This window comes from Streptomyces sp. NPDC032161 (genome assembly GCF_040636995.1).
Lineage (GTDB): Bacteria > Actinomycetota > Actinomycetes > Streptomycetales > Streptomycetaceae > Streptomyces.
The window spans coordinates 73,562-96,693 of record NZ_JBEZVN010000001.1 but is presented as its reverse complement, the minus strand read 5'-3'; the positions used below and the strand labels follow the sequence as shown (position 1 = coordinate 96,693).

General features: G+C 71.5%; 19 protein-coding genes and 1 pseudogene. 12 read left to right on the top strand and 8 right to left on the bottom strand.

Features of this window, described 5'->3' with window-relative positions; translation table 11 throughout:
* Nucleotides 1-112: 112 nt before the first annotated feature.
* Together AB0E67_RS00370 and AB0E67_RS00365 are read left to right on the top strand one after the other, a co-directional pair.
* A complete protein-coding gene (locus tag AB0E67_RS00370; protein ID WP_362021316.1) occupies nucleotides 113-1,726 on the top strand; it encodes an iron ABC transporter permease in 1,614 nt (537 codons plus the stop codon).
* Between the two features lie 22 nt (nucleotides 1,727-1,748).
* Nucleotides 1,749-2,774: an ABC transporter ATP-binding protein gene (locus tag AB0E67_RS00365; protein WP_362018989.1), complete on the top strand. Its 1,026-nt coding sequence runs from the start codon at nucleotides 1,749-1,751 to the stop codon at nucleotides 2,772-2,774.
* A gap of 108 nt (nucleotides 2,775-2,882) precedes the next feature.
* Here the strand turns inward: AB0E67_RS00365 and AB0E67_RS00360 are convergent, their stop codons facing one another.
* The 4 genes from AB0E67_RS00360 to AB0E67_RS00345 all read right to left on the bottom strand — a co-directional run bounded on the left by AB0E67_RS00360 (nucleotide 2,883) and on the right by AB0E67_RS00345 (nucleotide 6,923).
* Entirely contained in the window at nucleotides 2,883-4,064 is a 1,182-nt protein-coding gene (locus tag AB0E67_RS00360; RefSeq protein ID WP_362018986.1) for a hypothetical protein, read from the bottom strand.
* Nucleotides 4,046-4,783 carry an ATP-binding cassette domain-containing protein gene (locus tag AB0E67_RS00355; RefSeq protein WP_362018984.1) on the bottom strand — a complete coding sequence of 246 codons (738 nt, stop codon included), beginning with the start codon at nucleotides 4,781-4,783 and terminating at the stop codon, nucleotides 4,046-4,048. The genes AB0E67_RS00360 and AB0E67_RS00355 overlap by 19 nt, the downstream gene beginning before the upstream one ends.
* A gap of 269 nt (nucleotides 4,784-5,052) precedes the next feature.
* Nucleotides 5,053-6,432, bottom strand: coding sequence for an aspartate aminotransferase family protein (locus tag AB0E67_RS00350; RefSeq protein WP_362018981.1), 1,380 nt, complete (start codon nucleotides 6,430-6,432; stop codon nucleotides 5,053-5,055).
* Nucleotides 6,417-6,923 (bottom strand): Lrp/AsnC family transcriptional regulator, encoded by a 507-nt coding sequence (locus AB0E67_RS00345; protein WP_362018978.1) that lies wholly within the window; start codon nucleotides 6,921-6,923, stop codon nucleotides 6,417-6,419. Before AB0E67_RS00345 ends, AB0E67_RS00350 begins: the two co-directional genes overlap by 16 nt.
* Nucleotides 6,924-7,086: 163 nt before the next feature.
* Here AB0E67_RS00345 and AB0E67_RS00340 point away from each other — a divergent pair, with 163 nt between their 5' ends.
* The 3 genes and pseudogenes from AB0E67_RS00340 to AB0E67_RS00330 form a co-directional block, all read left to right on the top strand.
* The gene (locus AB0E67_RS00340) at nucleotides 7,087-8,526 is read left to right on the top strand and encodes a gamma-aminobutyraldehyde dehydrogenase (protein ID WP_362018976.1); all 1,440 of its coding nucleotides are present in this window, start codon (nucleotides 7,087-7,089) and stop codon (nucleotides 8,524-8,526) included.
* Between the two features lie 252 nt (nucleotides 8,527-8,778).
* Nucleotides 8,779-9,942, top strand: coding sequence for a spermidine/putrescine ABC transporter substrate-binding protein (locus tag AB0E67_RS00335; RefSeq protein ID WP_362021313.1), 1,164 nt, complete (start codon nucleotides 8,779-8,781; stop codon nucleotides 9,940-9,942).
* A 214-nt stretch (nucleotides 9,943-10,156) separates the two neighbouring features.
* Nucleotides 10,157-10,765, top strand: a pseudogene (locus tag AB0E67_RS00330) (serine hydrolase); the annotation flags it as partial.
* Nucleotides 10,766-10,832: 67 nt separating this feature from the next.
* Here AB0E67_RS00330 and AB0E67_RS00325 read toward each other — a convergent pair.
* From AB0E67_RS00325 to AB0E67_RS00315, 3 genes are all read right to left on the bottom strand, one after another.
* Nucleotides 10,833-11,630 (bottom strand): SAM-dependent methyltransferase, encoded by a 798-nt coding sequence (locus AB0E67_RS00325; protein WP_362018973.1) that lies wholly within the window; start codon nucleotides 11,628-11,630, stop codon nucleotides 10,833-10,835.
* A gap of 81 nt (nucleotides 11,631-11,711) precedes the next feature.
* Nucleotides 11,712-12,464, bottom strand: a complete 753-nt coding sequence (locus tag AB0E67_RS00320) for a glycerophosphodiester phosphodiesterase (RefSeq protein ID WP_362018971.1) — start codon at nucleotides 12,462-12,464, stop codon at nucleotides 11,712-11,714.
* Nucleotides 12,465-12,686: 222 nt separating this feature from the next.
* A complete protein-coding gene (locus tag AB0E67_RS00315) occupies nucleotides 12,687-13,721 on the bottom strand; it encodes an adenosine deaminase (RefSeq protein ID WP_362018968.1) in 1,035 nt (344 codons plus the stop codon).
* A 134-nt stretch (nucleotides 13,722-13,855) separates the two neighbouring features.
* Here AB0E67_RS00315 and AB0E67_RS00310 point away from each other — a divergent pair, with 134 nt between their 5' ends.
* The gene (locus AB0E67_RS00310) at nucleotides 13,856-14,602 is read left to right on the top strand and encodes a DUF4190 domain-containing protein (RefSeq protein WP_362018966.1); all 747 of its coding nucleotides are present in this window, start codon (nucleotides 13,856-13,858) and stop codon (nucleotides 14,600-14,602) included.
* A 165-nt stretch (nucleotides 14,603-14,767) separates the two neighbouring features.
* On the opposite strand, the gene AB0E67_RS00305 is transcribed toward AB0E67_RS00310, so the two are convergent.
* Entirely contained in the window at nucleotides 14,768-15,316 is a 549-nt protein-coding gene (locus AB0E67_RS00305) for an NADAR family protein (RefSeq protein ID WP_362018964.1), read from the bottom strand.
* A gap of 202 nt (nucleotides 15,317-15,518) precedes the next feature.
* Between AB0E67_RS00305 and AB0E67_RS00300 the strand changes: the two genes are divergently transcribed.
* The 6 genes from AB0E67_RS00300 to AB0E67_RS00275 all read left to right on the top strand — a co-directional run bounded on the left by AB0E67_RS00300 (nucleotide 15,519) and on the right by AB0E67_RS00275 (nucleotide 22,925).
* Nucleotides 15,519-17,033, top strand: a complete 1,515-nt coding sequence (locus AB0E67_RS00300; protein WP_362018961.1) for a gamma-aminobutyraldehyde dehydrogenase — start codon at nucleotides 15,519-15,521, stop codon at nucleotides 17,031-17,033.
* Nucleotides 17,034-17,075: 42 nt separating this feature from the next.
* Complete coding sequence (locus tag AB0E67_RS00295) at nucleotides 17,076-18,326, top strand: spermidine/putrescine ABC transporter substrate-binding protein (RefSeq protein ID WP_362018959.1); 1,251 nt, start codon at nucleotides 17,076-17,078, stop codon at nucleotides 18,324-18,326.
* A 217-nt stretch (nucleotides 18,327-18,543) separates the two neighbouring features.
* Nucleotides 18,544-19,719, top strand: a complete 1,176-nt coding sequence (locus AB0E67_RS00290; RefSeq protein WP_362018958.1) for an ABC transporter ATP-binding protein — start codon at nucleotides 18,544-18,546, stop codon at nucleotides 19,717-19,719.
* A complete protein-coding gene (locus tag AB0E67_RS00285; protein WP_362018955.1) occupies nucleotides 19,716-20,645 on the top strand; it encodes an ABC transporter permease in 930 nt (309 codons plus the stop codon). Before AB0E67_RS00290 ends, AB0E67_RS00285 begins: the two co-directional genes overlap by 4 nt.
* On the top strand, nucleotides 20,645-21,445 hold the full coding sequence (locus AB0E67_RS00280; protein WP_073792016.1) for an ABC transporter permease: 801 nt from the start codon (nucleotides 20,645-20,647) through the stop codon (nucleotides 21,443-21,445). The genes AB0E67_RS00285 and AB0E67_RS00280 overlap by 1 nt, the downstream gene beginning before the upstream one ends.
* Before the next feature lie 58 nt (nucleotides 21,446-21,503).
* The gene (locus tag AB0E67_RS00275) at nucleotides 21,504-22,925 is read left to right on the top strand and encodes an FAD-dependent oxidoreductase (RefSeq protein ID WP_362018952.1); all 1,422 of its coding nucleotides are present in this window, start codon (nucleotides 21,504-21,506) and stop codon (nucleotides 22,923-22,925) included.
* Nucleotides 22,926-23,132 lie beyond the last annotated feature (207 nt).

The window sequence follows — 23,132 nt, the reverse complement described above, 5'->3', positions numbered from 1 at the left end:
GGCGGCGAAGGGCGCGGACATCACGGGTCCGCGCCCGCGCGCCGGGCGTACGACGGACGCGGTGCGGACGGCGGCCCGGCGCCTGGGTGCGGGCGCGGTGCGGCCCTCCCTGATGGCCGTGCCCCTCGCGTTCTTCGCGGTGTTCTTCGCCTACCCCGTCGTCGCGATCGTCGGCCGGGGGCTGAAGGCGGACGGAGTGTGGCAGTTCGGCCGGATCGGTGAGGTGCTGGCCCGGCCGGAGATCCGTGACGTCCTGTGGTTCACCACCTGGCAGGCGCTCGCCTCGACCGCGCTGACGCTGCTCGTCGCGCTGCCCGGCGCGTACGTCTTCGCCCGCCTCGACTTCCCCGGAAAGCAATTGCTGCGGGCGGTGGTCACCGTGCCGTTCGTCCTGCCGACCGTCGTCGTCGGGACGGCTTTCCTGGCGATGCTGGGTCGCGGCGGGTTCCTCGACGAACTCTGGGGGGTGCGCCTCGACACCACGGTGTGGGCGATTCTCCTGGCTCATGTCTTCTTCAACTACGCGGTGGTCGTACGGACCGTCGGCGGTCTGTGGGCGCAGCTCGACCCGCGGCAGGAGGAGGCCGCCCGGGTGCTGGGCGCCGGACGGTTCGCGGCCTGGCGGCGGGTCACGCTGCCGGCCCTCGCGCCCGCCGTTGCCGCCGCCGCGCTGATGGTCTTCCTCTTCACCTTCACCTCCTTCGGCGTCGTGCAGATCCTCGGCGGCCCCGGGTACGCCACGCTGGAGGTGGAGATCTACCGGCAGACCGCCCAGCTCCTCGCCCTTCCGACGGCCGCCGTGCTGACGCTGACGCAGTTCGCCACCGTGGGCGCGATCCTCGCCGCGCACGCCTGGACCGTACGGCGCAGGGAGACCGCGCTGAGGCTGGTCGATCCGGAACGGACCGCCCGCAGGCCGCGCGGGGCCGGGCAGTGGGCGCTGCTCGGCGCGGTGCTGCTGACCGTGCTGGTGCTGATCCTGCTGCCCCTCGCGGTGCTGGTGGAACGCTCGCTGGACACCCCGGACGGCCACGGCCTCGACTTCTACCGTGCCCTGGGGTCCGTGGACGCGGGCGGCGGCACCTTCCTGGTCGCGCCGCTCGAAGCGATCGGGAACTCCGTGGCGTACGCGCTGGTCGCGACCGTGATCGCGCTGGTCGTCGGCGGGTTGGCCGCCGCGGCGCTGACCCGGCGCGCGGGGCGGCTCGTGCGCGGTTTCGACGCGCTGCTGATGCTGCCGCTCGGGGTGTCGGCGGTCACCGTCGGCTTCGGCTTCCTGATCACCCTGGACAAGCCGCCACTGGACCTGCGCACGTCATGGATCCTGGTGCCGCTCGCCCAGGCGCTGGTCGGCGTGCCCTTCGTCGTACGGACCATGCTGCCGGTGCTGCGCGCGGTGGACGGCCGGCTCCGGGAGGCGGCCGCGGTGCTCGGGGCGTCGCCGCTGCGGGCCTGGCGGGAGGTCGATCTCCCGCTGGTACGGCGGGCGTTGCTGGTCGCGGCCGGTTTCGCGTTCGCCGTGTCGCTCGGCGAGTTCGGTGCGACGGTGTTCATCGCGCGGCCCGACCGGCCGACGCTGCCGGTCGCGGTGGCCCGGCTGCTGGGCCGGGCCGGTGAGCTCAACTACGGCCAGGCGATGGCGCTCAGCACCGTTCTGATGGTGGTCTGCGCGGTCTCGCTGCTGCTGCTCGAACGTATTCGCACGGACCGGTCCGGCGAGTTCTAGGGATGTCCGGGGAGTTCTGACGATGCTGACACTGGAATCGGCCACGGTCCGCTTCGGTGAGCGGACCGCGCTCGACCGGGTGGACCTGGAGGTCGACGAGCACGAGATCGTCTGTGTGCTGGGACCGAGCGGCAGCGGCAAGTCGACCCTGCTGCGGGTGGTCGCCGGGCTCCAGAGGACGGACGGCGGCAGGGTGCTGCTGGACGGGGCGGACCAGGCGGGGGTGCCGGTGCACCGGCGGGGCCTCGGCCTGATGTTCCAGGACCACCAGCTCTTCCCGCACCGGGACGTCGGCGCCAACGTCGCGTTCGGGCTGCGGATGCGCGGGGTGTCCCGGCGCGATCAGGAGCGCCGGGTCGGCGAACTCCTCGACCTGGTGGGCCTGCCGGGCGCCCAGCGGCGCGCCGTCGCCGCGCTGTCCGGAGGCGAGCAGCAACGGGTCGCCCTCGCGCGGGCGCTCGCCCCGCGTCCCAAGCTGCTGATGCTGGACGAGCCGCTCGGCCAGCTCGACCGCGGTCTGCGCGAACGCCTCGTGGCCGAACTGCGCACGCTCTTCGGCCGGTTGGGCACGACGGTGCTGGCCGTCACGCACGACCAGGGCGAGGCGTTCGCGCTGGCCGACCGGGTGGTGGTGATGCGGGACGGGCACATCGCCCAGACGGGCACTCCGCTGGAGGTGTGGCAGCGGCCCGCCTCCGCGTTCGTCGCCCGGTTCCTCGGCTTCGACAACGTGGTGGCGGCGACGGTGGACGGCGCGGTCGCCGACACGGCGTGGGGCGGGGTCCCGGTGCCCGAGGGGTCGCCGCAGGGGGAGCGCGCCCTGCTCGTGCGTCCGGCCGGGGTGCGGATCGGTGCCCCGGAGGAGGGGCTGCGCTGCGCGGTCGGGGCCCGCACGTTCCGGGGCGATCGCGTCGCCGTACGGCTGACGCCGCAGCGCGGTCCGGCTCTGGAGGCGGAGTGCGCGCTGCGCGACGTCCCCGGGGAGGGGGAGACGGTCGGGGTCCGTTTCGACGCGGCGGAGTGCGTGGTGCTGCCCGCCGAACGGTGACGCGGGCCCCGGGCGGCCGGGAGGCCCCGGGACGGCACACGCGGGCCGCCCCACCGGAGGGCGACCGGCCCGCGCCCCCGACGGCCGCCGCCCGCGGGGACGGCCTCGTCAGACGGTCAGCGGCAGCGCCGCCAGCTCGGCGACCAGCCAGGTCAGCGGGGCGAACACCGCCAGCAGGACGACGGCGCGCAGCGCCGTCGCGTACCGCAGCGCCGAGGCCGGGGTGCCGAGCCGCAGCAGCGTCCGTGACGTCCGGGCACGGTCCTGCCTGGCCTCCAGGGCCGAGGTCAGCAGCGTGGCCGCGGTACAGCCGAGGACGAGCACCGAGCCCAGCGCGGTGAGCGGGCCGAAGGGCCGGGGCCCCGTTCCGTGCAGCGTGTACACGGCGACCACCGCCGAGAGCACCGCGCACACCACACCGAGCGGCCCGCCGATCCGGCGCGCCTCGTTCATGAGGACCCGTCCGGCCAGCAGCCGTACGGCACCGGGGCGCGCCGACTGCAGCAGCCGGCCGCAGTGGTACGCCAGGCCGGGCCCGGCCATCGCCAGGCCGACCGCCGTCAGCGCCCACCCCGCCAGCACCCCGGCCGGGCTGTCGTCGAGCCGGCCCGGGAGCGGGAGCAGGCTGTGCCCGTCACCACGGCTCATGTACGCCTCGACGGCGAGGCCCACGGCGGTCAGGGCCACGCCCCACGGCAGCCCGCCCGGGGGCGTGGCCGGAGCAGGGTGTTCCTCCTGCGGGCCGTCCGCGGGGCCCTCGTCGGGCAGCGGGACCACCACGGGCCGCTCGCGCAACGCGATCCCGCTCGCGACGGCCGCGGACACCGGGACCAGGGACAGCAGCACCAGTGCGGCGGCGAGCGGCAGCGGGGATCGGGCGTCGAGCAGTCCGGCCGCGGCGCCGTCGAACGGCAGCCCGGACAGATCGCCGCGCAGGTGCAGGAAGACCAGCAGCGCCACCACCGATCCGAGCGTGCAGGAGACGGCGGTGGAGACGGCGGCCAGCACGGTGAGCTTCACGGGCCCCAGGCCCACGGCGGCCAGCCCGGAACGCGGCCGGGTGCTGGGATCCGTACGGGCCACCGCGACCGCGAACTGCACGGTGGCGGCGAGCGGTACGCAGCACCACAGCAGCCGCAGCAGGGCAGCGGCGGGCCGGTCCGGGTGCCCCGACGCGTAGCCCAGGGCGCACAGCAGCAGGAAGCCGACCCCGGCGGAGGCTGCCGCGACGAGCAGCCTGCGCAGCAGGACCAGCGGACGGGAACCCCGGGCTAGACGGAGAGCGAGCACGCCGCGCGGCCCTCCGCATCGGACACGGCGGGCAGGGCGACGGTGGCGACCCGGCGGCCGTCCAGCAGCGGGGCCGTACGGTCGGCGAGGGAGGCGACCTCCGCGTCATGGGTGGCGAGCACCACCGTGATGCGGTGCGAGCGGGCCGCGCTGGTGAGGGTGCGCAGCACGTGCGCCCGGTCGGCACGGTGCAGGGCCGCGGTGGGCTCGTCGGCGAAGATCACCGTCGGCGAGGTGGCCAGCGCGCGGGCCACGGCGATCCGCTGGCGCTCCCCCTGGAGCAGGGTGTGCGGCCGCTGCTTGGCGCACGCGCCGATGTCGAGCCGCTCCAGCCACTCCAGGCCGGTCTTCTTCGCCTCCCGGTGCGTGGTGCCGCGCAGGAGCAGCGGAAGCGCCACGTTCTCCCAGGCGTTCAGCTCCGGGACGAGCTGCGGTACGGGGGCGATCCAGCCGAACCTGTCCCGGCGCAGCCGTTCGCGCAGCCGGGGACCCATGGTGTGGACGGGGACGCTGTTGAACCACACCTCGCCCTGCTCGGGCACCAACTGACCGGACAGGCAGAGCAGCAGGGTCGTCTTGCCGCTGCCTCTGGGGCCCGTCACGGCGAGGATCTCGCCGTCGCGGACGCCCAGGGAGACTCCGCCGAGCGCGGGCGAGCCGTTGTGGGAGTGCTGGAGGGAACGCGCCCAGATCACGTCGTTGTCCGGCGGGGCCACCATGGTGTACACCTCGGTTCAGATCGTAAGTCCCGTCCCCCGTACGGGGGAACGATGCGGGGGCCGATCGGTCACTCGGCACCGTAGGGACCCGGACCGGGGTCTGGACACAGCACACGGCCCGGGTGCACCCCATCCCACTCGAATGGGGGCACCCGGGCCGTCGTGGACCGTGGGGGACGACCGCCGGTCGGGCGGTCGTCAGGCAGCGGTCGGGCACCGGATTCCGTCCGCCGGCCGGTCCGTGGCCGGTCGGCGGACGGATCTGCCGGTCAGAGCTTGGCCCACGCCTGCGTCAGGACGTTGCGCAGGATGCCCTCGATCTCGTCGAACGTCGACTGGTCGGAGGTCAGCGGCGGCGCGAGCTGGACGACCGGGTCGCCGCGGTCGTCGGCACGGCAGTACAGGCCGTTGTCGTAGAGCGCCTTGGAGAGGAACCCGTACAGGACGCGCTCGGTCTCCTCGTCGCTGAACGTCTCCTTGGTGGCCTTGTCCTTCACGAGCTCGATGCCGTAGAAGTAGCCGTTGCCGCGGACGTCGCCGACGATCGGCAGGTCGAGCAGCTTCTGCAGCGTGGTGAAGAAGGCGTTCTCGTTGTCCAGGACGTGCTGGTTGAGGCCCTCGCGCTCGAAGATGTCGAGGTTGGCGAGAGCGACCGCCGAGGACACCGGGTGGCCACCGAAGGTGTAGCCGTGCAGGAAGGTGTTGCCCTCCTCGTAGAACGGCGCGGCGATCCGGTCCGAGACGATGCAGGCGCCGATGGGGGAGTAGCCCGAGGTCATGCCCTTGGCGCAGGTGATCATGTCCGGCACGTAGCCGAACTTGTCGCAGGCGAACATGGTGCCCAGGCGGCCGAAGGCGCAGATGACCTCGTCGGAGACGAGCAGCACGTCGTACTTGTCGCAGATCTCGCGCACGCGCTGGAAGTAACCGGGCGGCGGCGGGAAGCAGCCACCGGCGTTCTGCACCGGCTCCAGGAAGACCGCGGCGACGGTTTCGGGGCCCTCGAAGAGGATCTGCTGCTCGATCTGGTCGGCGGCCCAGCGGCCGAAGGCCACCGGGTCGTCGCCGTGGATCGGGGCGCGGTAGATGTTGGTGTTGGGGACCTTGTGCGCGCCGGGGACCAGCGGCTCGAAGGGGGCCTTCAGGCCCGGCAGGCCGGTGATCGACAGGGCGCCCTGCGGGGTGCCGTGGTAGGCGACCGCGCGAGAGATGACCTTGTACTTGGTCGGCTTGCCCTGGAGCTTGAAGTACTGCTTGGCCAGCTTCCAGGCGGTCTCTACGGCCTCGCCACCGCCGGTGGTGAAGAAGACCTTGTTGAGGTCGCCCGGCGCGTAGTCGGCGAGGCGGTCGGCGAGCTCGACGGCCTTCGGGTGGGCGTAGGACCAGACCGGGAAGAAGCCCAGCTCCTGACCCTGCTTGTAGGCCGCCTCGGCGAGCTCGTGACGGCCGTGGCCGGCGTTGACCACGAACAGGCCGGACAGGCCGTCGAGGTAGCGCTTGCCCTGGTCGTCGAAGATGTAGGTGCCCTCACCCCGCACGATGGTGGGAACGGGCGCGTTCGCATAGTCCGACATGCGGGTGAAGTGCATCCACAGGTGGTCGTACGCGGTTCGGCTGAGGTCCTTGCTCACGGCTATCGGGTTCCCCACATGTAGGTCTGCTTCTTGAGCTTCAGGTACACGAAGCTCTCGGTGGAGCGCACGCCGGGGATGGCCCGGATGCGTTTGTTGATCGTTTCCAGCAGGTGGTCGTCGTCCTCGCAGACGATCTCCACTATCAGGTCGAAGGAGCCCGCGGTCATCACCACGTACTCGCACTCGGCCATGGCCGACAACGCCTCGGCCACGGGGTCGAGGTCGCCGTCGACGTTGATGCCGACCATCGCCTGGCGCCGGAATCCCACGGTGAGCGGGTCCGTGACGGCGACGATCTGCATCACTCCCTGGTCGAGCAGCTTCTGGACGCGTTGCCGTACGGCCGCCTCGGACAGGCCGACGGCCTTGCCTATCGCGGCGTACGGGCGGCGCCCGTCCTCCTGGAGCTGCTCGATGATCGCGAGGGACACGGCATCGACCACGGGGGGCGATCCGTTCCCGTTCCTGGAGTCTGCGCTGCGACTGGCCACACATCCACTGTGCACCGGGACTCGTCGGTCTGGCAACCCCGGATCGATGAAATTCGTTGTTTGAGACTCTGGATCGCACTGAATCCGAAGTTCACCGTGGTTGGGCATGTCGAAAGCGACACCCATGCGACTAGGGTGGACATCTCACCATTGGACGTGTGTGACAGGAGGGGTGGTTGTGACCACCGAGGTGCGCCGTCTGCGCAACTACATCAACGGAGAGTTCCGGGACGCCGCTGACGGGCGGACCATCGACGTGATCAACCCGGTGACCGAGGAGGTCTACGCGACCTCGCCGCTCTCCGGTCCGGCCGACGTCGACGCCGCGATGGAGGCCGCCGCGGCGGCCTTCCCCGCCTGGCGCGACACCACGCCCGCCGAGCGCCAGAAGGCCCTGCTGAAGATCGCTGACGCCTTCGAGGAGCGTGCCGAGGACCTCATCGCCGCCGAGTCGGAGAACACCGGCAAGCCGCTCGAGGGCGTCCGCACCGAAGAGGTCCCCCCGATGGTGGACCAGATCCGCTTCTTCGCGGGCGCGGCGCGACTGCTGGAGGGCCGCTCGGCCGGCGAGTACATGGAGGGCCTCACCTCCATCGTCCGGCGCGAGCCGGTCGGCGTCTGCGCGCAGGTCGCGCCGTGGAACTACCCGATGATGATGGCCGTCTGGAAGTTCGCCCCGGCGCTCGCCGCGGGCAACACCGTCGTCATCAAGCCGTCCGACACCACGCCGGCGTCGACCGTGCTGATCGCCGAGATCATCGGGCAGATCCTCCCCAAGGGCGTCTTCAACGTCATCTGCGGCGACCGTGACACCGGCCGCGCGATGGTCGAGCACCCGACCCCGGCGATGGCCTCCATCACCGGTTCGGTTCGGGCCGGCATGCAGGTCGCCGAGTCCGCCGCCAAGGACGTCAAGCGGGTCCACCTGGAGCTCGGCGGGAAGGCGCCGGTCGTGGTGTTCGAGGACACCGACATCGCCCAGGCCGTCGAGGGCATCTCCACGGCGGGCTACTTCAACGCCGGTCAGGACTGCACGGCCGCCACCCGTGTCCTGGTCCACGAGTCCATCCACGACGAGTTCGTCACCGCGCTCGCCAAGGCCGCCGCCGACACGAAGACCGGCAAGCCGGACGACGAGGACGTGCTGTACGGCCCGCTGAACAACGCCAACCAGCTGAAGCAGGTCAGCGGCTTCATCGAGCGGCTCCCCGCCCACGCCAGGGTCGAGGCGGGCGGCCACCGGGTCGGCGACAAGGGCTACTTCTACGCCCCGACCGTCGTCTCCGGCCTGGAGCAGGACGACGAGATCATCCAGAACGAGGTCTTCGGCCCGGTCATCACCGTCCAGAAGTTCACGGACGAGGCCCAGGCCGTGGAGTACGCGAACGGCGTCGAGTACGCGCTGGCCTCCTCGGTGTGGACCAAGGACCACGCCCGCGCCATGCGGATGTCCAAGAACCTCGACTTCGGCTGCGTGTGGATCAACACCCACATCCCGCTCGTCGCCGAGATGCCGCACGGCGGATTCAAGAAGTCCGGCTACGGCAAGGACCTCTCCGCGTACGGCTTCGAGGACTACACGCGCATCAAGCACGTCATGACCTCGCTCGACGGCTGATCCTCCGTCAACAGCCGCTGCGGCCCCGGGCACACGCCCGGGGCCGCACCCGTGCCCGTACCGGAACCGAGGCCCGTGCCGGATCCGGGCCCGTGCCGGATCCGGTGCCGCGTCTTCGCACGTGTCCGGCTCCCGGGCGGGCGGCCTGGACAGGGTGTGCGGACGGGGCGTGTGCCGCTGGACGGTTGGTCCATTGCCCGCGCCGCCGCCGCCGGGCATCCTGCGCGGGTGCGAGCAACCCCGAAGAACCCCATGTCCCGCCGGTCCCTGCTGCGCGCCTTCGGAGCCGCGGCGACCGGTGCCGCGCTGGCCGGCTGCGGAGTACCCGCCGCCTACGTGGAGCCCGGCGACCGCGCCGGACGCGACACCTCGGCCCGCGACCGCGCCCTGCAATTCGCGAACTGGCCGCTCTACATCGACACCGACGACGAGGACGCCTCGAAGCGGCCCACCCTCGACGCGTTCCGCGAACGCACCGGGATCTCCGTCACGTACACGGAGGAGATCAACGACAACGACGAGTTCTTCGGCAAGATCAGCCCGGCTCTGATGAACCATCAGGAGACCGGTCGCGACCTGATCGTCATCAGCGACTGGATGGCCGCGCGGTTCGTACGGCTCGGCTGGGTGCAGGAGATGGACCGGGCGAAGCAGCCGAACGTCGCCAAGTACCTCGACCCGCAGCTGCGTTCGCCCGCCTTCGACCAGGGCCGTACGCACAGCGTCCCCTGGCAGTCCGGGATCACCGGCATCGCGTACAACCGCAAGCGGCTCGGGCGAGAGATCAGGCACCTGAGCGACCTGTGGGCGGACGATCTGCGCGGCAGGGTGACGCTCCTGTCCGGGCTCGACGAGTCGTTCGCGCTCCTGATGCAGGGCAACGGCGTCGACATCACCCGCTGGCGGCCGGACGACTTCCACCAGATCTGCGACCAGGTCGAGAAGCTCGTGCGCAAGAGGCACATCCGCCGCTTCACCGGCAACGACTACATCAAGGACCTCTCCACCGGCGACGTGCTCGCCTGTCAGGCGTACTCGGGCGACGTCATCCAACTCCAGGCGGACAACCCGGAGATCGAGTTCGTGGTCCCCGAGGAGGGGGCCGAACTGTGGGCGGAGTCGCTGATGATCCCCAACCTCGCCCGCCACAAGCGCAACGCCGAGAAGCTCGTCGACCACTACTACGATCCGGAGGTCGCCGCCGAACTGGCCGCCTGGGTCAACTACGTCTGTCCCGTCCCCGCCGCCCGCGACGTACTGGCCTCCGCCAAGGACGAGGAGACCGCGGCGCTCGCCGAGGACCCGCTGATCTTCCCCGACGACGCGATGCGCAGCCGGCTGGCCATCGCCCGCGACATCACCTCCGAGGAGCGCACCGAGTTCGCGAAGAGGTGGAACGCCGTCGTGGGGCTCTGAGCCGTGGCGCGTCGGCCGTGACCCCGGGGTCCCCCGTTCCCGATCCGGACGCGCACGTCCTGCTTCGCGCACGACAGCGCGTGGGCGGTCCTCATGAGCGGGCCGATCGGGCGAGGCCGACATCGCGGCGTGGCCGCAGCCGTGCGTGACCGGTCCGGCGGTACCTTCATCGGCGACGCGTGGTTCCCCGCGCGTCGCCGATGAAGGGGAGACGATGGAGCCACCGCGATCGCCCGTCGGCCGCCGGGCCTTCCTGGGGGCGCTCGCGCTCGTGCCGCTGGCCGGGTGCGCGAAGGAGAGGACCCCCGCGGCTTCTCCCTCCGCCGCCGCGGCGGACGGGCCCGCCGCGTCCCCGACCGCCGTCGCGGAACGCCGGGACCACCCGCGCCTCGCCGAGCTGGAGCGGAAGTTCGACGCACGGCTCGGGCTCTTCGCTCTCGACACCGGCACCGGCTCCACGGTCGTCCACCGAGCCGACGAACGGTTCGCGTTCTGCTCCACGTTCAAGGGGCTGGCGGCGGGGGTCCTCGCGCACAACCCGTCGTCGCACCTGGACACGGTCGTGAGGTACACCGAGGCCGACCTGATGAAGCACGCGCCCCTGACGAGCCGTCATGTGGACACGGGGATGGCGATCCGTCAGTTATGTGACGCCGCCGTCCGTTTCAGCGACGGCACGGCCGGGAACCTGCTGCTGCGCGATCTCGGCGGACCGGCCCGGCTGACGGCGTACGTGCGCGGACTCGGCGACAGGGTCACCAGGATGGACCGGGCCGAACCGGCGATCACCGGGGCCGTCCCCGGAGACCCCCCGCGACCCCAGCTCCCCCCGGGCGCTCGGCGGAGACTACCGGGAGCCCCGGGGCGCGCCCGCACCGCCCGTGCGCCCACTACGGCTTGCGCGCCACCGCGCCGAACTGGGCGACCTCCACCGCGCCGGGCTCCGCACGCCAGCGCGCGCAGGAGACGATGCCCGGTTCCACCAGGTCGAGCCCGGTCAGGAACGAGGCGAACTCGGTGCGGCTGCGGGCGGTGATCGGGGGGGTGGCGTTCTCGTTCCAGAAGCGCATCGCCGCCTCGTTGCCCTCGCCGCCCAGTTCCGTCGTGGGGTGGGTGAGGGCCAGGTAGCTGCCGGACGGCATCGCGTCCATCAGCGTCCGCACGATGCGCCGGGCCTCGTCGGTGTCCATGACGAAGTTGAGGATGCCGAGCAGCATGACCGCGACCGGCTTCGTCAGATCCAGCGTCGGTTCGACGGCCCGCAGGATCTTCTCGGGGTCGTGCGCGTCCGCGTCGACGTACTCGGTCGCGCCCTCCGGGCAACTGGTGAGCAGCGCCCGGGCGTGCGCGAGCACGATCGGGTCGTTGTCGACGTACACCACGCGGGCACCGGGTGCGGTGCGCTGGGCGACCTCGTGGGTGTTGTCGGCGGTCGGCAGCCCGGTGCCGATGTCCAGGAACTGGGTGATCCCCACCTCGCCGGCCAGATGCCGGACGGCCCGCCCCAGGAAGGCCCGGTCGGCGCGGGCCACTTCGCCGATGCTCGGGTACATGCCGATGACCTGGTCGCCGACCTCCCGGTCCACGGGATAGTTGTCCTTCCCGCCGAGCCAGTGGTTCCAGACCCGTGCGTTGTGGGCGATGTCGGAACGGATGCGGGCGGAAAGGGGGGTGCTCGGTTCGGACACGGCGCTGCTCCTCTGGATCCGGGGCCGGCATCACGGCGGATGCGGATCCGTCCATGATGCCGGACCGGTCGTGGAGGGCGATCAGGAGGACCGGGTCGACCGGCGCCCGGCCAGCACGCCGCGCAGGACGTCGATGCGGTTCGTGGTGATCGAGTCCACCCCGGCGCGGACGAGGCGGCGCATGGTGAGTCCGGTGTCGGCGGTCCAGGCGGAGACCAGCAGGCCGTCCCGGTGCAGACGGTCCGTCAGATCCCGGTCCACCAGGCCGAACCGGTAGTTCAGCCAACGCGGCCGCACGGCTTCGAGCAGCGCGGCTTCCGGCGGCGCGAGCCTCGTGCGGGTGAGGGCGATCTCGGCCGACGGGTCGGCGGCCCGCACCCGCAGCATCGCGACGGCTCCCGCGCAGTAGTACGCCCGCCCGTCTGCGCCGCACTCACGGATCACGTCGACGATCCGGCGCACCGAGGCGTCGGTGGAACCGGGCAGGTCGACCATGACGCGGTGCTCTCCGGAAGCACGCAGCGCCTCGTGCAGGGTGGGCACGCCGCCCCCGGTCAGTTCGGTGAGCCGGTCGTGGGTGAGCCGGTCGAGCCGCACGTCGTGGCCCCAGAGCCGGTCCAGCGTCGCGTCGTGCAGCAGGACGGGCACGCCGTCGCGGGTGACCCGCACGTCGATCTCGACCGCGTCCGCTCCCCGTTCGAGGGCGGAGCGGATCGAGGCGAGGGTGTTCTCGCGGGCACGGTACGGGTCGCCGCGATGGGCCACGGCGGCGACACGACGGGCGGTGGCGGTGGCGATGGCGGGAGTGGGAGCGGGGTCGGCGGTGCTGGCCATGCGGCCATTGTGACGAGCGGGGACGAGCGGTGGTACGGCCGGGCGTGCCGACGGCCGGGGGCGTGCCGACGGCGCCGCCGATCGGGTCCGTCGGCGGCCGGGGGTGGCGGTGGGCGTGCGGACCTGCCGTGGTGTCGGCCGGGGCGCGTCGGCGGTCGTACGGAGGGCGGTGCCGGGGCGTCGGCGGCCGTGCGGTCATGGTGGCGCCCCGGCACCGGCACGTCAGAGCGCGGTCCGCTCCAGCCAGGCGGCCGTGTAGGTGTCGATCTCGGCCGTCAGGGCCCGCTTGCCCGACGGGTCGAGGTACGACGCCTCGACGGCGTTCTTCGCCAGGCCCGCGAGGCCGCGCTCGTCCAGACCGAGGAGCCGGGCGGCCACCCCGTACTCGTTGTTGAGGTCGGTGCCGAACATCGGCGGGTCGTCGCTGTTGATGGTGACCAGGACGCCCGCCCGCACCATCTCCCTCACCGGGTGCTGCTCGATGTCGGCCACCGCGCGGGTCGCGATGTTCGAGGTCGGGCAGACCTCCAGCGGGATGCGGTGCTCGGCGAGATGGGCGAGCAGTTCCGGGTCGCGGACGGAGTGCGTGCCGTGGCCGATCCGCTCGGCGCGCAGATGCGTCAGCGCGTCCCAGACGGTCTGCGGCCCGGTGGTCTCCCCGGCATGCGGAACGGAGTGCAGGCCCTCGGCGATCGCCCGGTCGAAGAAGGGCTTGAACTGCGGGCGCTCCACCCCGATCTCCGGGCCGCCGAGCCCGAACGAGACGAGTCCTTCGGGGCGCAGGTCCACCGCGAGCCGGGTGGTCTCCTCGGCGGCTTCGAGTCCGGCCTCGCCGGGGATGTCGAAGCACCAGCGCAGCACCACCCCGAGTTCCGCCTCGGCGGCCTTGCGGGCGTCCTCTATCGCCTCCATGAACGCCCGCTCGGGGATGCCGCGCCGGGTCGAGCTGAACGGCGTGACCGTCAGCTCCGCGTAGCGGATGTTCTGCCGGGCCATGTCCCTGGCGACCTCGAACGTCAGCAGCCGGACGTCCTCAGGGGTGCGGATCAGGTCCACGACGGAGAGGTAGACCTCGATGAAGTGACGGAAGTCGGTGAAGGTGAAGTAGTCGGCCAGCGCCTCGGGGTCGGTGGGCACCTTGGAGTCGGGGTGGTGCGCCGCCAGCTCGGCGACGATGCGGGGCGAGGCGGAACCGACATGGTGGACATGCAGTTCCGCCTTGGGCAGCCCCGCGATGAAGGGGCGCAGATCGGTCATCGGACTCTCCGGTGGCGTGGGACGTCGAGACTGCCGGGCGCGGGTGGCCGGGCCGGGGACGGGCATCATCGTAGGCCCGGTCCCCGGGCAGGGGGACGGGTCGTAGCATGACGGGACCACGATGGGGGAGGCCCATGTCAGACAACACACAGCAGCCCGCGGACGGGGCGGCGCCGCGCGATCCATGGGCTCCGCCGGACAGAAGCGTCCCGCTGGAGAAGCCGACCGGTGATCCGCGGGTGCCGTTGGACAAGTCGGCCGGGGAGCCCCGGCCGCCGGCCGTCCACGACCAGCCGACGGTCACCTCGATGCCGGGGGCGGAGGACGGGCCCGCGCCGGCCGCACCGACCCCCGGCCCGGCCGCGCCGCCCGGGTCCGTGCCGGGCCCGGGTGCGGCGTTCGGGGCGGTACCGCCCCCGCCGGTCGCGCCGAACGGGCCGGGGCAGCAGATCCCGCCCCCGGCGGGGCAGTACGGCTACCCCGCCGCGCCCGCACCGCAGTACGGGTACCCGGGGTACACCGGATACCCGCAGGCGGCCTGGGGCACCCCGCCACCGGCCAACGGCATGGGCACGGCGGCCATGGTGCTCGGCATCCTGTCCCTCTGCCTGCTCTGCATGTGGGGGATACCGGGCATCGTCCTGGGCGTGCTCGCCCTGATCTTCGGCATCCTGGGCCGCAAGCGGGCGGGGCGGGGCGAGGCCAACAACAGCGGCCAGGCGCTCGCCGGGATCATCATGGGGTCCGTCGGCCTGGTTCTCGGCGCGGCGTTCCTCACCTTCATGATCTGGGTGGTCGTGGCCAACCCCGAGGAATTCGAGGACGAGTCCACCTACGACGACCCCTACGCCACGTCCCTGGTCGTCGACATCGCGCGATAGCCGGGACGGGCGCGCTTCAGCCGTACGGAACGCACCGCGAACCGTACGGGCGCACTCCGGCCGGACGGGTCGTACGCCGGCCCGTCCGGCCGTCCGCGCCCCCTCTCCCGTTCTCGTGGTCCGGTCGGCTCCTGTCCCCGCGGTCCGGTCGGCGCGCGGGACGGATCAGCCCGCGCGCAGCGCCGTCCGCGCGTCCATCAGCGCGAACCCCAGCAGATTCAGCCCCCGCCACGCCGCGGGGTCCTGGGCGCGCGCATCGTCCGCCGCCAGCCCGATGCCCCAGATACGGTCCACGGGGCTCGCCTCGACGAGCACCCGTTCTCCGGTGCCGAGCAGGAACTCCCGCAGCCGCGGATCGTGCCCGAACTTGTGGACGTTGCCCGCCACCACCAGGGCGTAGCGTTCGCGCTCCCATATCGCCTCGTCGAAGCCGCGGACCAGCCGGCCCACCTTCTTCGCCTGCGCCGGGCCCTTCGCCGCCACGGCCCGCTCCTCGGCCTCCGCGTCACCGAACAGCCGCGCCTTGCCGGCCATCATCCAGTGCTCCGCCGTCGCGTACCGCACACCGTCGACCTCGAACGGCGACGGCCACCACTGGCTCAGACAGCTCGCGCCGACGCGTCCGTCGGGCAGCGGGCGGTGCCCCCAGAAGCGCAGGTACTTCACCTTCTCGCCGCGCCGGGTCCGCGCCAGGAGGTCGTCCATGTGTCCCATGCACGTGAGTCTGGCATCCGCCACTGACACTCCGTCCCGTAATTCCGCGTCTACGCGACACATGGTCGAAGGATTCCGTTGCGTAACCAAAAGGCAACAACGGAATCACTTGTTGGGGTTGGGTGCCTCTGCCAGGATCGGCAATCAATTCCAGCAGGAACGACGCCGCGCGCCTCGTGCGCACGCGGCGGAGGAGAGCGTCATGGGCAACAGCATCCAGGTGCGGGACCGGTTCGCGGACGGCGCACAGTACATCGGCGGAAAGCTGCGGCCCGGCACATCGGGGCGCCACCACGACGTGGTGAACCCGGCGACGGGCGAGACGGTGTACACCTACGAACTGGCGGGCACCGCCGATGTCGACGCGGCCGTCGCGGCCGCCCGCGAGGCGTTCCCCGGCTGGTCGGGCGCGACGCCCGCCGAACGGGCCGAGGCGATGCACCGCTTCGCCGCCGTGCTCGCCGAACAGGCCGGGGACTTCGCGTATGTCGAGTCCCTCCAGTGCGGCAAGCCGATCAAGCTGTCCACCGAGTTCGACGTGCCCGGCACCGTCGACAACACCTCCTTCTTCGCAGGCGCCGCCCGCCACCTGGAGGGCAGGTCGGCGGCCGAGTACGACGGCGACCACACCTCGTACGTACGCCGCGAGGCGATCGGTGTCGTCGGCTCCATCGCGCCCTGGAACTACCCGCTCCAGATGGCCGCGTGGAAGATCCTCCCGGCGATCGCCGCAGGAAACACCATCGTGCTCAAGCCCGCCGAGATCACCCCGCTGACCTCGCTGATGTTCGCGCAGGCGGCCACCGCCGCAGGCATTCCGGACGGCGTGATCAACATCGTCACCGGCGTGGGCAAGGAAGCGGGCGAGCATCTGGTCGGCCACCCGGACGTCGTCATGACCTCCTTCACGGGGTCCACCGCCGTCGGCAAGCGGGTCGCGGAGATCGCCACCACCACCGTCAAGCGTCTGCACCTCGAACTCGGCGGCAAGGCCCCCTTCGTGGTCTTCGACGACGCCGACCTGGAGGCGGCGGCCAACGGAGCGGTCGCCGGGGCGCTCATCAACACCGGCCAGGACTGCACCGCCGCCACCCGCGCCTACGTCCAGCGCCCGCTGTACGACGCCTTCGTGCGCCGCGTCGCGGAGCTGATGGAGACCGTCCGGCTCGGCGACCCGTTCGACCCGTCCACGGACCTCGGCCCGCTGATCAGCCACACCCAGCGGGACCGGGTCGCCGGGTTCGTCGACCGGGCCCGCGCGTACGCCACCGTCGTCACCGGCGGCGAGGCCCCCGGCGGTGAACTCGCGGACGGCGCCTACTACCGGCCGACCCTGATCACCGACGCCGCCCAGGACAGCGAGGTCGTCCAGTCGGAGATCTTCGGCCCGGTCCTGGTCGTGCTGCCCTTCGACACCGACGACGAGGGCATCCGCCTCGCCAACGACACCCCGTACGGACTCGCCGCCTCCGCCTGGAGCCGCGACCTGTACCGGGCGAACCGCGCCACCCGCGAGATCAAGGCGGGCTGCGTCTGGGTCAACGACCACATCCCGATCATCAGCGAGATGCCGCACGGCGGATACAAGGCCAGCGGCTTCGGCAAGGACATGTCGTCGTACTCCTTCGAGGAGTACACGCAGGTCAAGCACGTCATGTACGACAACACCGCGGTCGCCCGCAAGGACTGGCACCGCACGATCTTCGGGGACCGATAGCCCGGCCGGCCCCGGCCCCACCCATCCGAAAGGGCAACGCGCATGGAGCATTACCAGCCCGAGCGCCTCTCCGCGGCCCAACTGGCCGCGATGCGGCGGAGCATGACCGGCGGCCGGGGCGCCCTGACCCGCCGGTCGCTGCTCCGCGCCTCCGGTCTGGGGGCGCTCACGATCGGCGGACTGGGCACGCTGAGCGCGTGCGGCATCCCGCCCGCGAAGCGGGACGGGGACGCCGCCGCGGCGTCCGACGACCACTCGGCCGAGGAGAAGGAGGTCTACTTCTCCAACTGGACCGAGTACATGGACGTCACCGAGGACGGCAAGCACCGGCCCACCCTGGAGGCGTTCACGAAACGCACCGGGATCCGGGTCAAGTACACCGAGGACATCAACGACAACGTCGAGTTCTTCGGGAAGATCAAGCCCCAGCTGGCGGCCGGCCAGGACACCGGGCGCGACATCATCTGCCTCACCGACTGGCTGGCCGCCCGGGTCGTCCGGCTCGGCTGGGCGCAGCGGCTCGACGCGTCGAACCTGCCGCACGCCTACGCGAACCTCTCCGCCCAGTTCCGCTCGCCGGACTGGGACCCCGGCCGCGCCCACTCCTACCCGTGGGCGGGCATCCCCGCCGTCATCGCGTACAACGCGAAGGCGACCGGGGGCCGCAAGGTCGATTCCGTCACCCAGCTGCTCGACGACCCGAAGCTGAAGGGGCGGGTCAGCTTCCTCTCGGAGATGCGCGACTCCGTCGGCCTGACCCTGCTCGACATGGGCAAGGACCCCGGATCGTTCACGGACGCCGACTACGACGCCGCGATCGGCCGGATCCAGAAGGCCGTCGATCGCAAGCAGATCCGGCGCTTCACCGGCAACGACTACACGGCCGACCTCGACAAGGGCGACATCGCCGCCTGCGTCGCCTGGGCCGGGGACATCATCCAGCTCCAGGCGGGCAACCCGGACATCAAATACGCCATCCCGGCCGCCGGTTACGTCATATCCAGCGACAACCTGCTCGTCCCGGTGAACGCCCGGCACAAGACCAACGCCGAGAAGCTCATCGACCACTACTACGAGCCGAAGACCGCCGCCCGGCTCGCCGCGTACATCAACTTCGTCTGCCCGGTGGACGGGGTCCGCGACGAGCTGGCGAAGATCGACAAGGCGATGGCCGACAACGTCCTGATCCTCCCCGACGAGGAGATGGCGGCCAGGTCGCACGCCTTCCGCTCGCTCAGCGCCGAGGAGGAGACGGCGTACGAGGAGAAGTTCGCCAAGCTCATCGGAGCCTGACCGCTTCCGCCGGAGCCCGAGCGCTTCCGCCGGTACGCGACCGTACCCGTCGGCGGCCGGCCTTCTCCGCCGGAGCCCGACGCTTCCCCGGCCCTCGGGCCGCCCGCGTCGGTACCCGGCCACGCCCACCGGCCCTCCCGCCGCCCGACCGCCCCGCCCTTCCCGTCCGACCTCCCCTGACACCACTGGGACCCGACACACACTGGGACCGCGACCCATGACACAGCAGCAGACCGGCGGCGACGTCCGCCTCACCGGGATCAGCAAGACGTACGGCTCCTTCAACGCCGTCAAACCGCTCGATCTGACCGTCCCGCAGGGCTCCTTCTTCGCGCTCCTCGGCGCGTCCGGCTGTGGCAAGACCACCACCCTGCGCATGATCGCGGGCCTGGAGGAGGCGACCACCGGCACGATCCGGCTCGGCGACCGGGACATCACCGACCTGCCCCCGTACAAGCGGCCCGTCAACACGGTCTTCCAGAGCTACGCGCTCTTCCCGCACCTCGACATCGCCGAGAACATCGCCTTCGGACTGCGCCGGCGCGGCATCAAGTCGGTGAAGAAGCAGGTCGCCGACATGCTGGACCTCGTCCAGCTCGGCGATTTCGCCAAGCGCAAGCCCCACCAGCTCTCCGGCGGCCAGCAGCAGCGCGTGGCCGTCGCCCGCGCTCTGATCAACCACCCGCAGGTGCTGCTCCTCGACGAGCCGCTCGGCGCCCTCGACCTCAAGCTGCGCCGCCAGATGCAGCTGGAGCTCAAGCGCATCCAGACCGAGGTCGGCATCACCTTCATCCACGTCACCCACGACCAGGAGGAGGCCATGACCATGGCCGACACCGTCGCGGTGATGAACGCCGGACGGGTCGAGCAACTCGGCGCCCCCGCCGACCTGTACGAGAACCCGAGGACGACGTTCGTCGCCAACTTCCTCGGCACCTCCAACCTCATCGAGGCCGAGATCGTCGACGCGGGCACGGAGGGCGGTGAGGTCGTCGTGACGGCCGGCGGCGGCACGCTGCGACTGCCCCGGGAGCGATGTACGGCCCCGCTCGTGAACGGCGGCAGACTGCTGCTCGGCGTGCGCCCGGAGAAGATCTCGGTCGTCCCCGCCGACGACGCGGGCGCCACGGCCGACGGCCGCAACCGGGTCACCGGCCGGATCACCGACTCCAGCTTCATCGGGGTCTCGACCCAGTACGTGGTGGAGAGCCCCGCGGGCACGGCGCTCCAGGTGTACGAGCAGAACGTCGAGCGGCGCGCCGGACTCACGGCCGGCGCCGAGGTCGTCCTGCACTGGAACCCCGCGCACACCTTCGGCCTGGACGCCGATCAGTCCATGCTCGCGGGGACGACGGGCGACGCCGGTGTGGAGACGGTGGAGGACGCGGCGTGACCGTCACCGAGGAGGCGCAGCCCGCCGCGCCCGTCACCGAACCGGAGGTCCGCAGGGCCTCCACCCGCAGACGCCTCGTCCCGTACTGGCTGCTGCTCCCCGGCATCCTGTGGCTCGTCGTCTTCTTCGCGCTGCCGCTCGTCTACCAGGCGTCGACGTCCGTGCAGACCGGGTCCCTGGAGAAGGGCTTCGAGGTCACCTGGCACTTCCAGACGTACTGGGACGCGCTGAAGGACTACTACCCGCAGTTCGTCCGGTCCCTGCTCTACGCGGGCACCGCCACGCTCCTGTGCCTGCTGCTCGGCTACCCGCTCGCGTACCTCATCGCGTTCAAGGCCGGGCGCTGGCGCAACGTCGTCCTCGTGCTGGTCATCGCGCCGTTCTTCACCAGCTTCCTGATCCGCACGCTGGCCTGGAAGACGATCCTCGCGGACGGCGGCGCGGTCGTCGACGTACTGAACACCCTGCACGTCCTGGACGTCACCGGCTGGCTCGGCTGGACCGAGTCCAACCGGGTGCTGGCCACGCCGATGGCCGTGGTCTGCGGTCTCACGTACAACTTCCTGCCGTTCATGATCCTGCCGCTCTACACCTCGCTGGAGCGGATCGACGGCAGGCTGCACGAGGCGGCCGGCGACCTGTACGCCACCCCCGCCACCACCTTCCGCAAGGTGACCTTCCCGCTCTCGATGCCGGGGGTCGTCTCCGGGACGCTGCTGACCTTCATCCCGGCCAGCGGCGACTACGTCAACGCCGAACTGCTGGGCTCCACCGACACCAAGATGGTCGGCAGCGTCATCCAGACCCAGTTCCTGCGCGTGCTCGACTACCCGACGGCGGCCGCGCTCTCCTTCATCCTCATGGCGGTCGTCCTGATCATGGTCACCGTCTACATCCGCCGCTCCGGGACGGAGGACCTGGTCTGATGCCCGTACTGCGCTGGATACGACGCAACCTCGTCGTCATCGCGGGTCTGCTGACCCTCGCCTACATGATCCTTCCGAACGTCGTCGTGATGGTGTTCTCGTTCAACAAGCCGAAGGGGCGCTTCAACTACGCCTGGCAGCACTTCTCCACGGACGCCTGGAAGGACCCGTGCGGAGTGGCCGACATGTGCGGCTCGCTGTCGCTGTCCCTCCAGATCGCCGCCTGGGCGACGCTGGGCGCGACCGTCCTCGGTACGATGATCGCCTTCGCGCTGGTCCGCTACCGCTTCCGGGCGCGCGGTGCGATCAACTCGCTGATCTTCCTGCCGATGGCGATGCCCGAGGTCGTCATGGCCGCCTCGCTGCTCACGCTCTTCCTCAACATGGGGGCGCGGCTCGGGTTCTGGACGATCCTCATCGCGCACATCATGTTCTGCCTGAGCTTCGTGGTGACGGCTGTGAAGGCGCGCGTGATGTCGATGGACCCGCGGCTGGAGGAGGCGGCCCGCGACCTGTACGCGGGACCCGTGCAGACCTTCCTGCGGGTGACGCTGCCGATCGCCGCCCCCGGGATCGCCGCGGGAGCGCTGCTCGCCTTCGCGCTCTCCTTCGACGATTTCATCATCACCAATTTCAACGCGGGCTCCACCGTGACCTTCCCCATGTTCGTCTGGGGATCGGCGCAACGCGGTACGCCCGTGCAGATCAACGTCATCGGAACGGCCATGTTCGTCATCGCCGTCCTGGTGGTCGTCGCCGGTCAACTGATCGCGAACCGGCGCAGGAACAGCGCCCGCTGACGTCCGACGGACGGCGAACGCGGGCGCGCTACGGAAAGCCCCGAAGGAGTTGGAAGCCATGGCCCCCAAAGCCATGCGTACCGCTGCGTCATCACTCTCACTCGCCGACACGAGCCCGGTCCCGTTCTGGCTCGACGACCCCGGCAGGCCCGAGGCACTGCCCCCGCTCACCGGGGACGAGCACTGCGACCTGCTCGTCGTCGGCGGCGGTTACAGCGGTCTGTGGACCGCGCTGATCGCCAAGGAACGCGATCCCGGGCGGGACGTCGTCCTGATCGAGGGCCGCGAGGCGGGCTGGGCCGCCTCGGGCCGCAACGGAGGGTTCTGCGACGCCTCCCTGACCCACGGCCTGCCCAACGGCCTGGAGCGCTGGCCCGACGAGATCGAGAAGCTGGAGGAACTGGGCGCGCGGAACCTCGACGCCATCGAGGCGGCCGTCGCCCGGTACGCCATCGACTGCGAATTCGAGCGCACCGGCGAGATCGATGTCGCCACGCAGCCGCACCAGCTGGAGGAACTGCGTGCCTGGCACCGGGAGGCCGAGCGGCACGGCTTCACCGGGCTCGAGTTCCTGGACCGGGACGCGCTGCGCGCCGAGGTCGACTCGCCCACGTTCCTGGGCGGGCTGTGGGACCGGCGCGGGGTCGCCATGCTGCACCCCGCCAAGCTGGCCTGGGGCCTGAAGCGGGCCTGCCTCGGCCTGGGCGTGCGGATGTACGAGAACACTCCCGGCCTCCAACTGGCCGGGGCCGCCGGGGGAATGACGGTCCGTACCCGGCACGGCAGGGTGTTCGCCCGGCACGTGGCCCTCGGCACCAACGTCTTCCCCTCGCTGGTCAGGCGCGTGCGTCCGTACACCGTCCCGGTCTACGACTACGCGCTGATGACCGAACCGCTCACCGCCGGACAGCTCGACGCGATCGGCTGGAAGAACCGGCAGGGGCTCGGCGACAGCGCCAACCAGTTCCACTACTTCCGGCTGTCGGCCGACAACCGGATCCTGTGGGGCGGCTACGACGCGATCTATCCGTACGGCGGCCGGCTGAGCGCGGCCCTCGACCAGCGTCCGGAGACCTTCCACAAGCTGGCGGACCAGTTCTTCGAGTGTTTCCCGCAACTGGCCGGGGTCCGCTTCACCCACGCCTGGGGCGGGGCCATCGACACCTGTTCCCGCTTCTCCGCGTTCTTCGGCACCGCCCACGGGGGGAAGGTCTCCTACGCCGCCGGATACACCGGGCTCGGCGTGGGGGCCACCCGGTTCGGGGCCGAGGTGATGCTCGACCTGCTGGCGGGCGAACGCAACGAGCGGACCGGGCTGGAGATGGTCCGCCGCAAGCCGCTGCCGTTCCCGCCGGAGCCCTTCGCCTGGGCCGGGATCGAACTCACCAAGAGGTCCCTGGCCAGGGCGGACGACAACGGCGGGCGCCGCAACCTGTGGCTGCGGACCATGGACCGCGTGGGGCTCGGTTTCGACAGCTGACCGCACCCCCGCGGACCGCCCCCGGTGGACGGGCCGCCCCGCGCACCGGCCGCCCACGCGTCGGCCACGCCGTGGACGGGCCGTCCGGTGCACGGGTGGCCCGTCCACGGACCAACCGTGAACGGGCTGTCCGGCGAAGGGACCGGCCGAAGGTGTGATCCAGATCACTGCCAATGGGTAACCGACTCGCGTAATGGAACGGCGTCA

Coding starts and splice junctions, on each gene's coding strand:
- AB0E67_RS00300 (WP_362018961.1), top strand. CDS start 15,519: ATGGGCAACAGCATCCAGGTGCGGGACCGGTTCGCGGACGGCGCACAG.
- AB0E67_RS00335 (WP_362021313.1), top strand. CDS start 8,779: ATGTCCCGCCGGTCCCTGCTGCGCGCCTTCGGAGCCGCGGCGACCGGT.
- AB0E67_RS00310 (WP_362018966.1), top strand. CDS start 13,856: ATGTCAGACAACACACAGCAGCCCGCGGACGGGGCGGCGCCGCGCGAT.
- AB0E67_RS00290 (WP_362018958.1), top strand. CDS start 18,544: ATGACACAGCAGCAGACCGGCGGCGACGTCCGCCTCACCGGGATCAGC.
- AB0E67_RS00365 (WP_362018989.1), top strand. CDS start 1,749: ATGCTGACACTGGAATCGGCCACGGTCCGCTTCGGTGAGCGGACCGCG.
- AB0E67_RS00280 (WP_073792016.1), top strand. CDS start 20,645: ATGCCCGTACTGCGCTGGATACGACGCAACCTCGTCGTCATCGCGGGT.
- AB0E67_RS00320 (WP_362018971.1), bottom strand. CDS start 12,464: ATGGCCAGCACCGCCGACCCCGCTCCCACTCCCGCCATCGCCACCGCC.
- AB0E67_RS00370 (WP_362021316.1), top strand. CDS start 113: ATGGCCGTGCCCCTCGCGTTCTTCGCGGTGTTCTTCGCCTACCCCGTC.
- AB0E67_RS00275 (WP_362018952.1), top strand. CDS start 21,504: ATGGCCCCCAAAGCCATGCGTACCGCTGCGTCATCACTCTCACTCGCC.
- AB0E67_RS00305 (WP_362018964.1), bottom strand. CDS start 15,316: ATGGGACACATGGACGACCTCCTGGCGCGGACCCGGCGCGGCGAGAAG.
- AB0E67_RS00355 (WP_362018984.1), bottom strand. CDS start 4,783: ATGGTGGCCCCGCCGGACAACGACGTGATCTGGGCGCGTTCCCTCCAG.
- AB0E67_RS00315 (WP_362018968.1), bottom strand. CDS start 13,721: ATGACCGATCTGCGCCCCTTCATCGCGGGGCTGCCCAAGGCGGAACTG.
- AB0E67_RS00295 (WP_362018959.1), top strand. CDS start 17,076: ATGGAGCATTACCAGCCCGAGCGCCTCTCCGCGGCCCAACTGGCCGCG.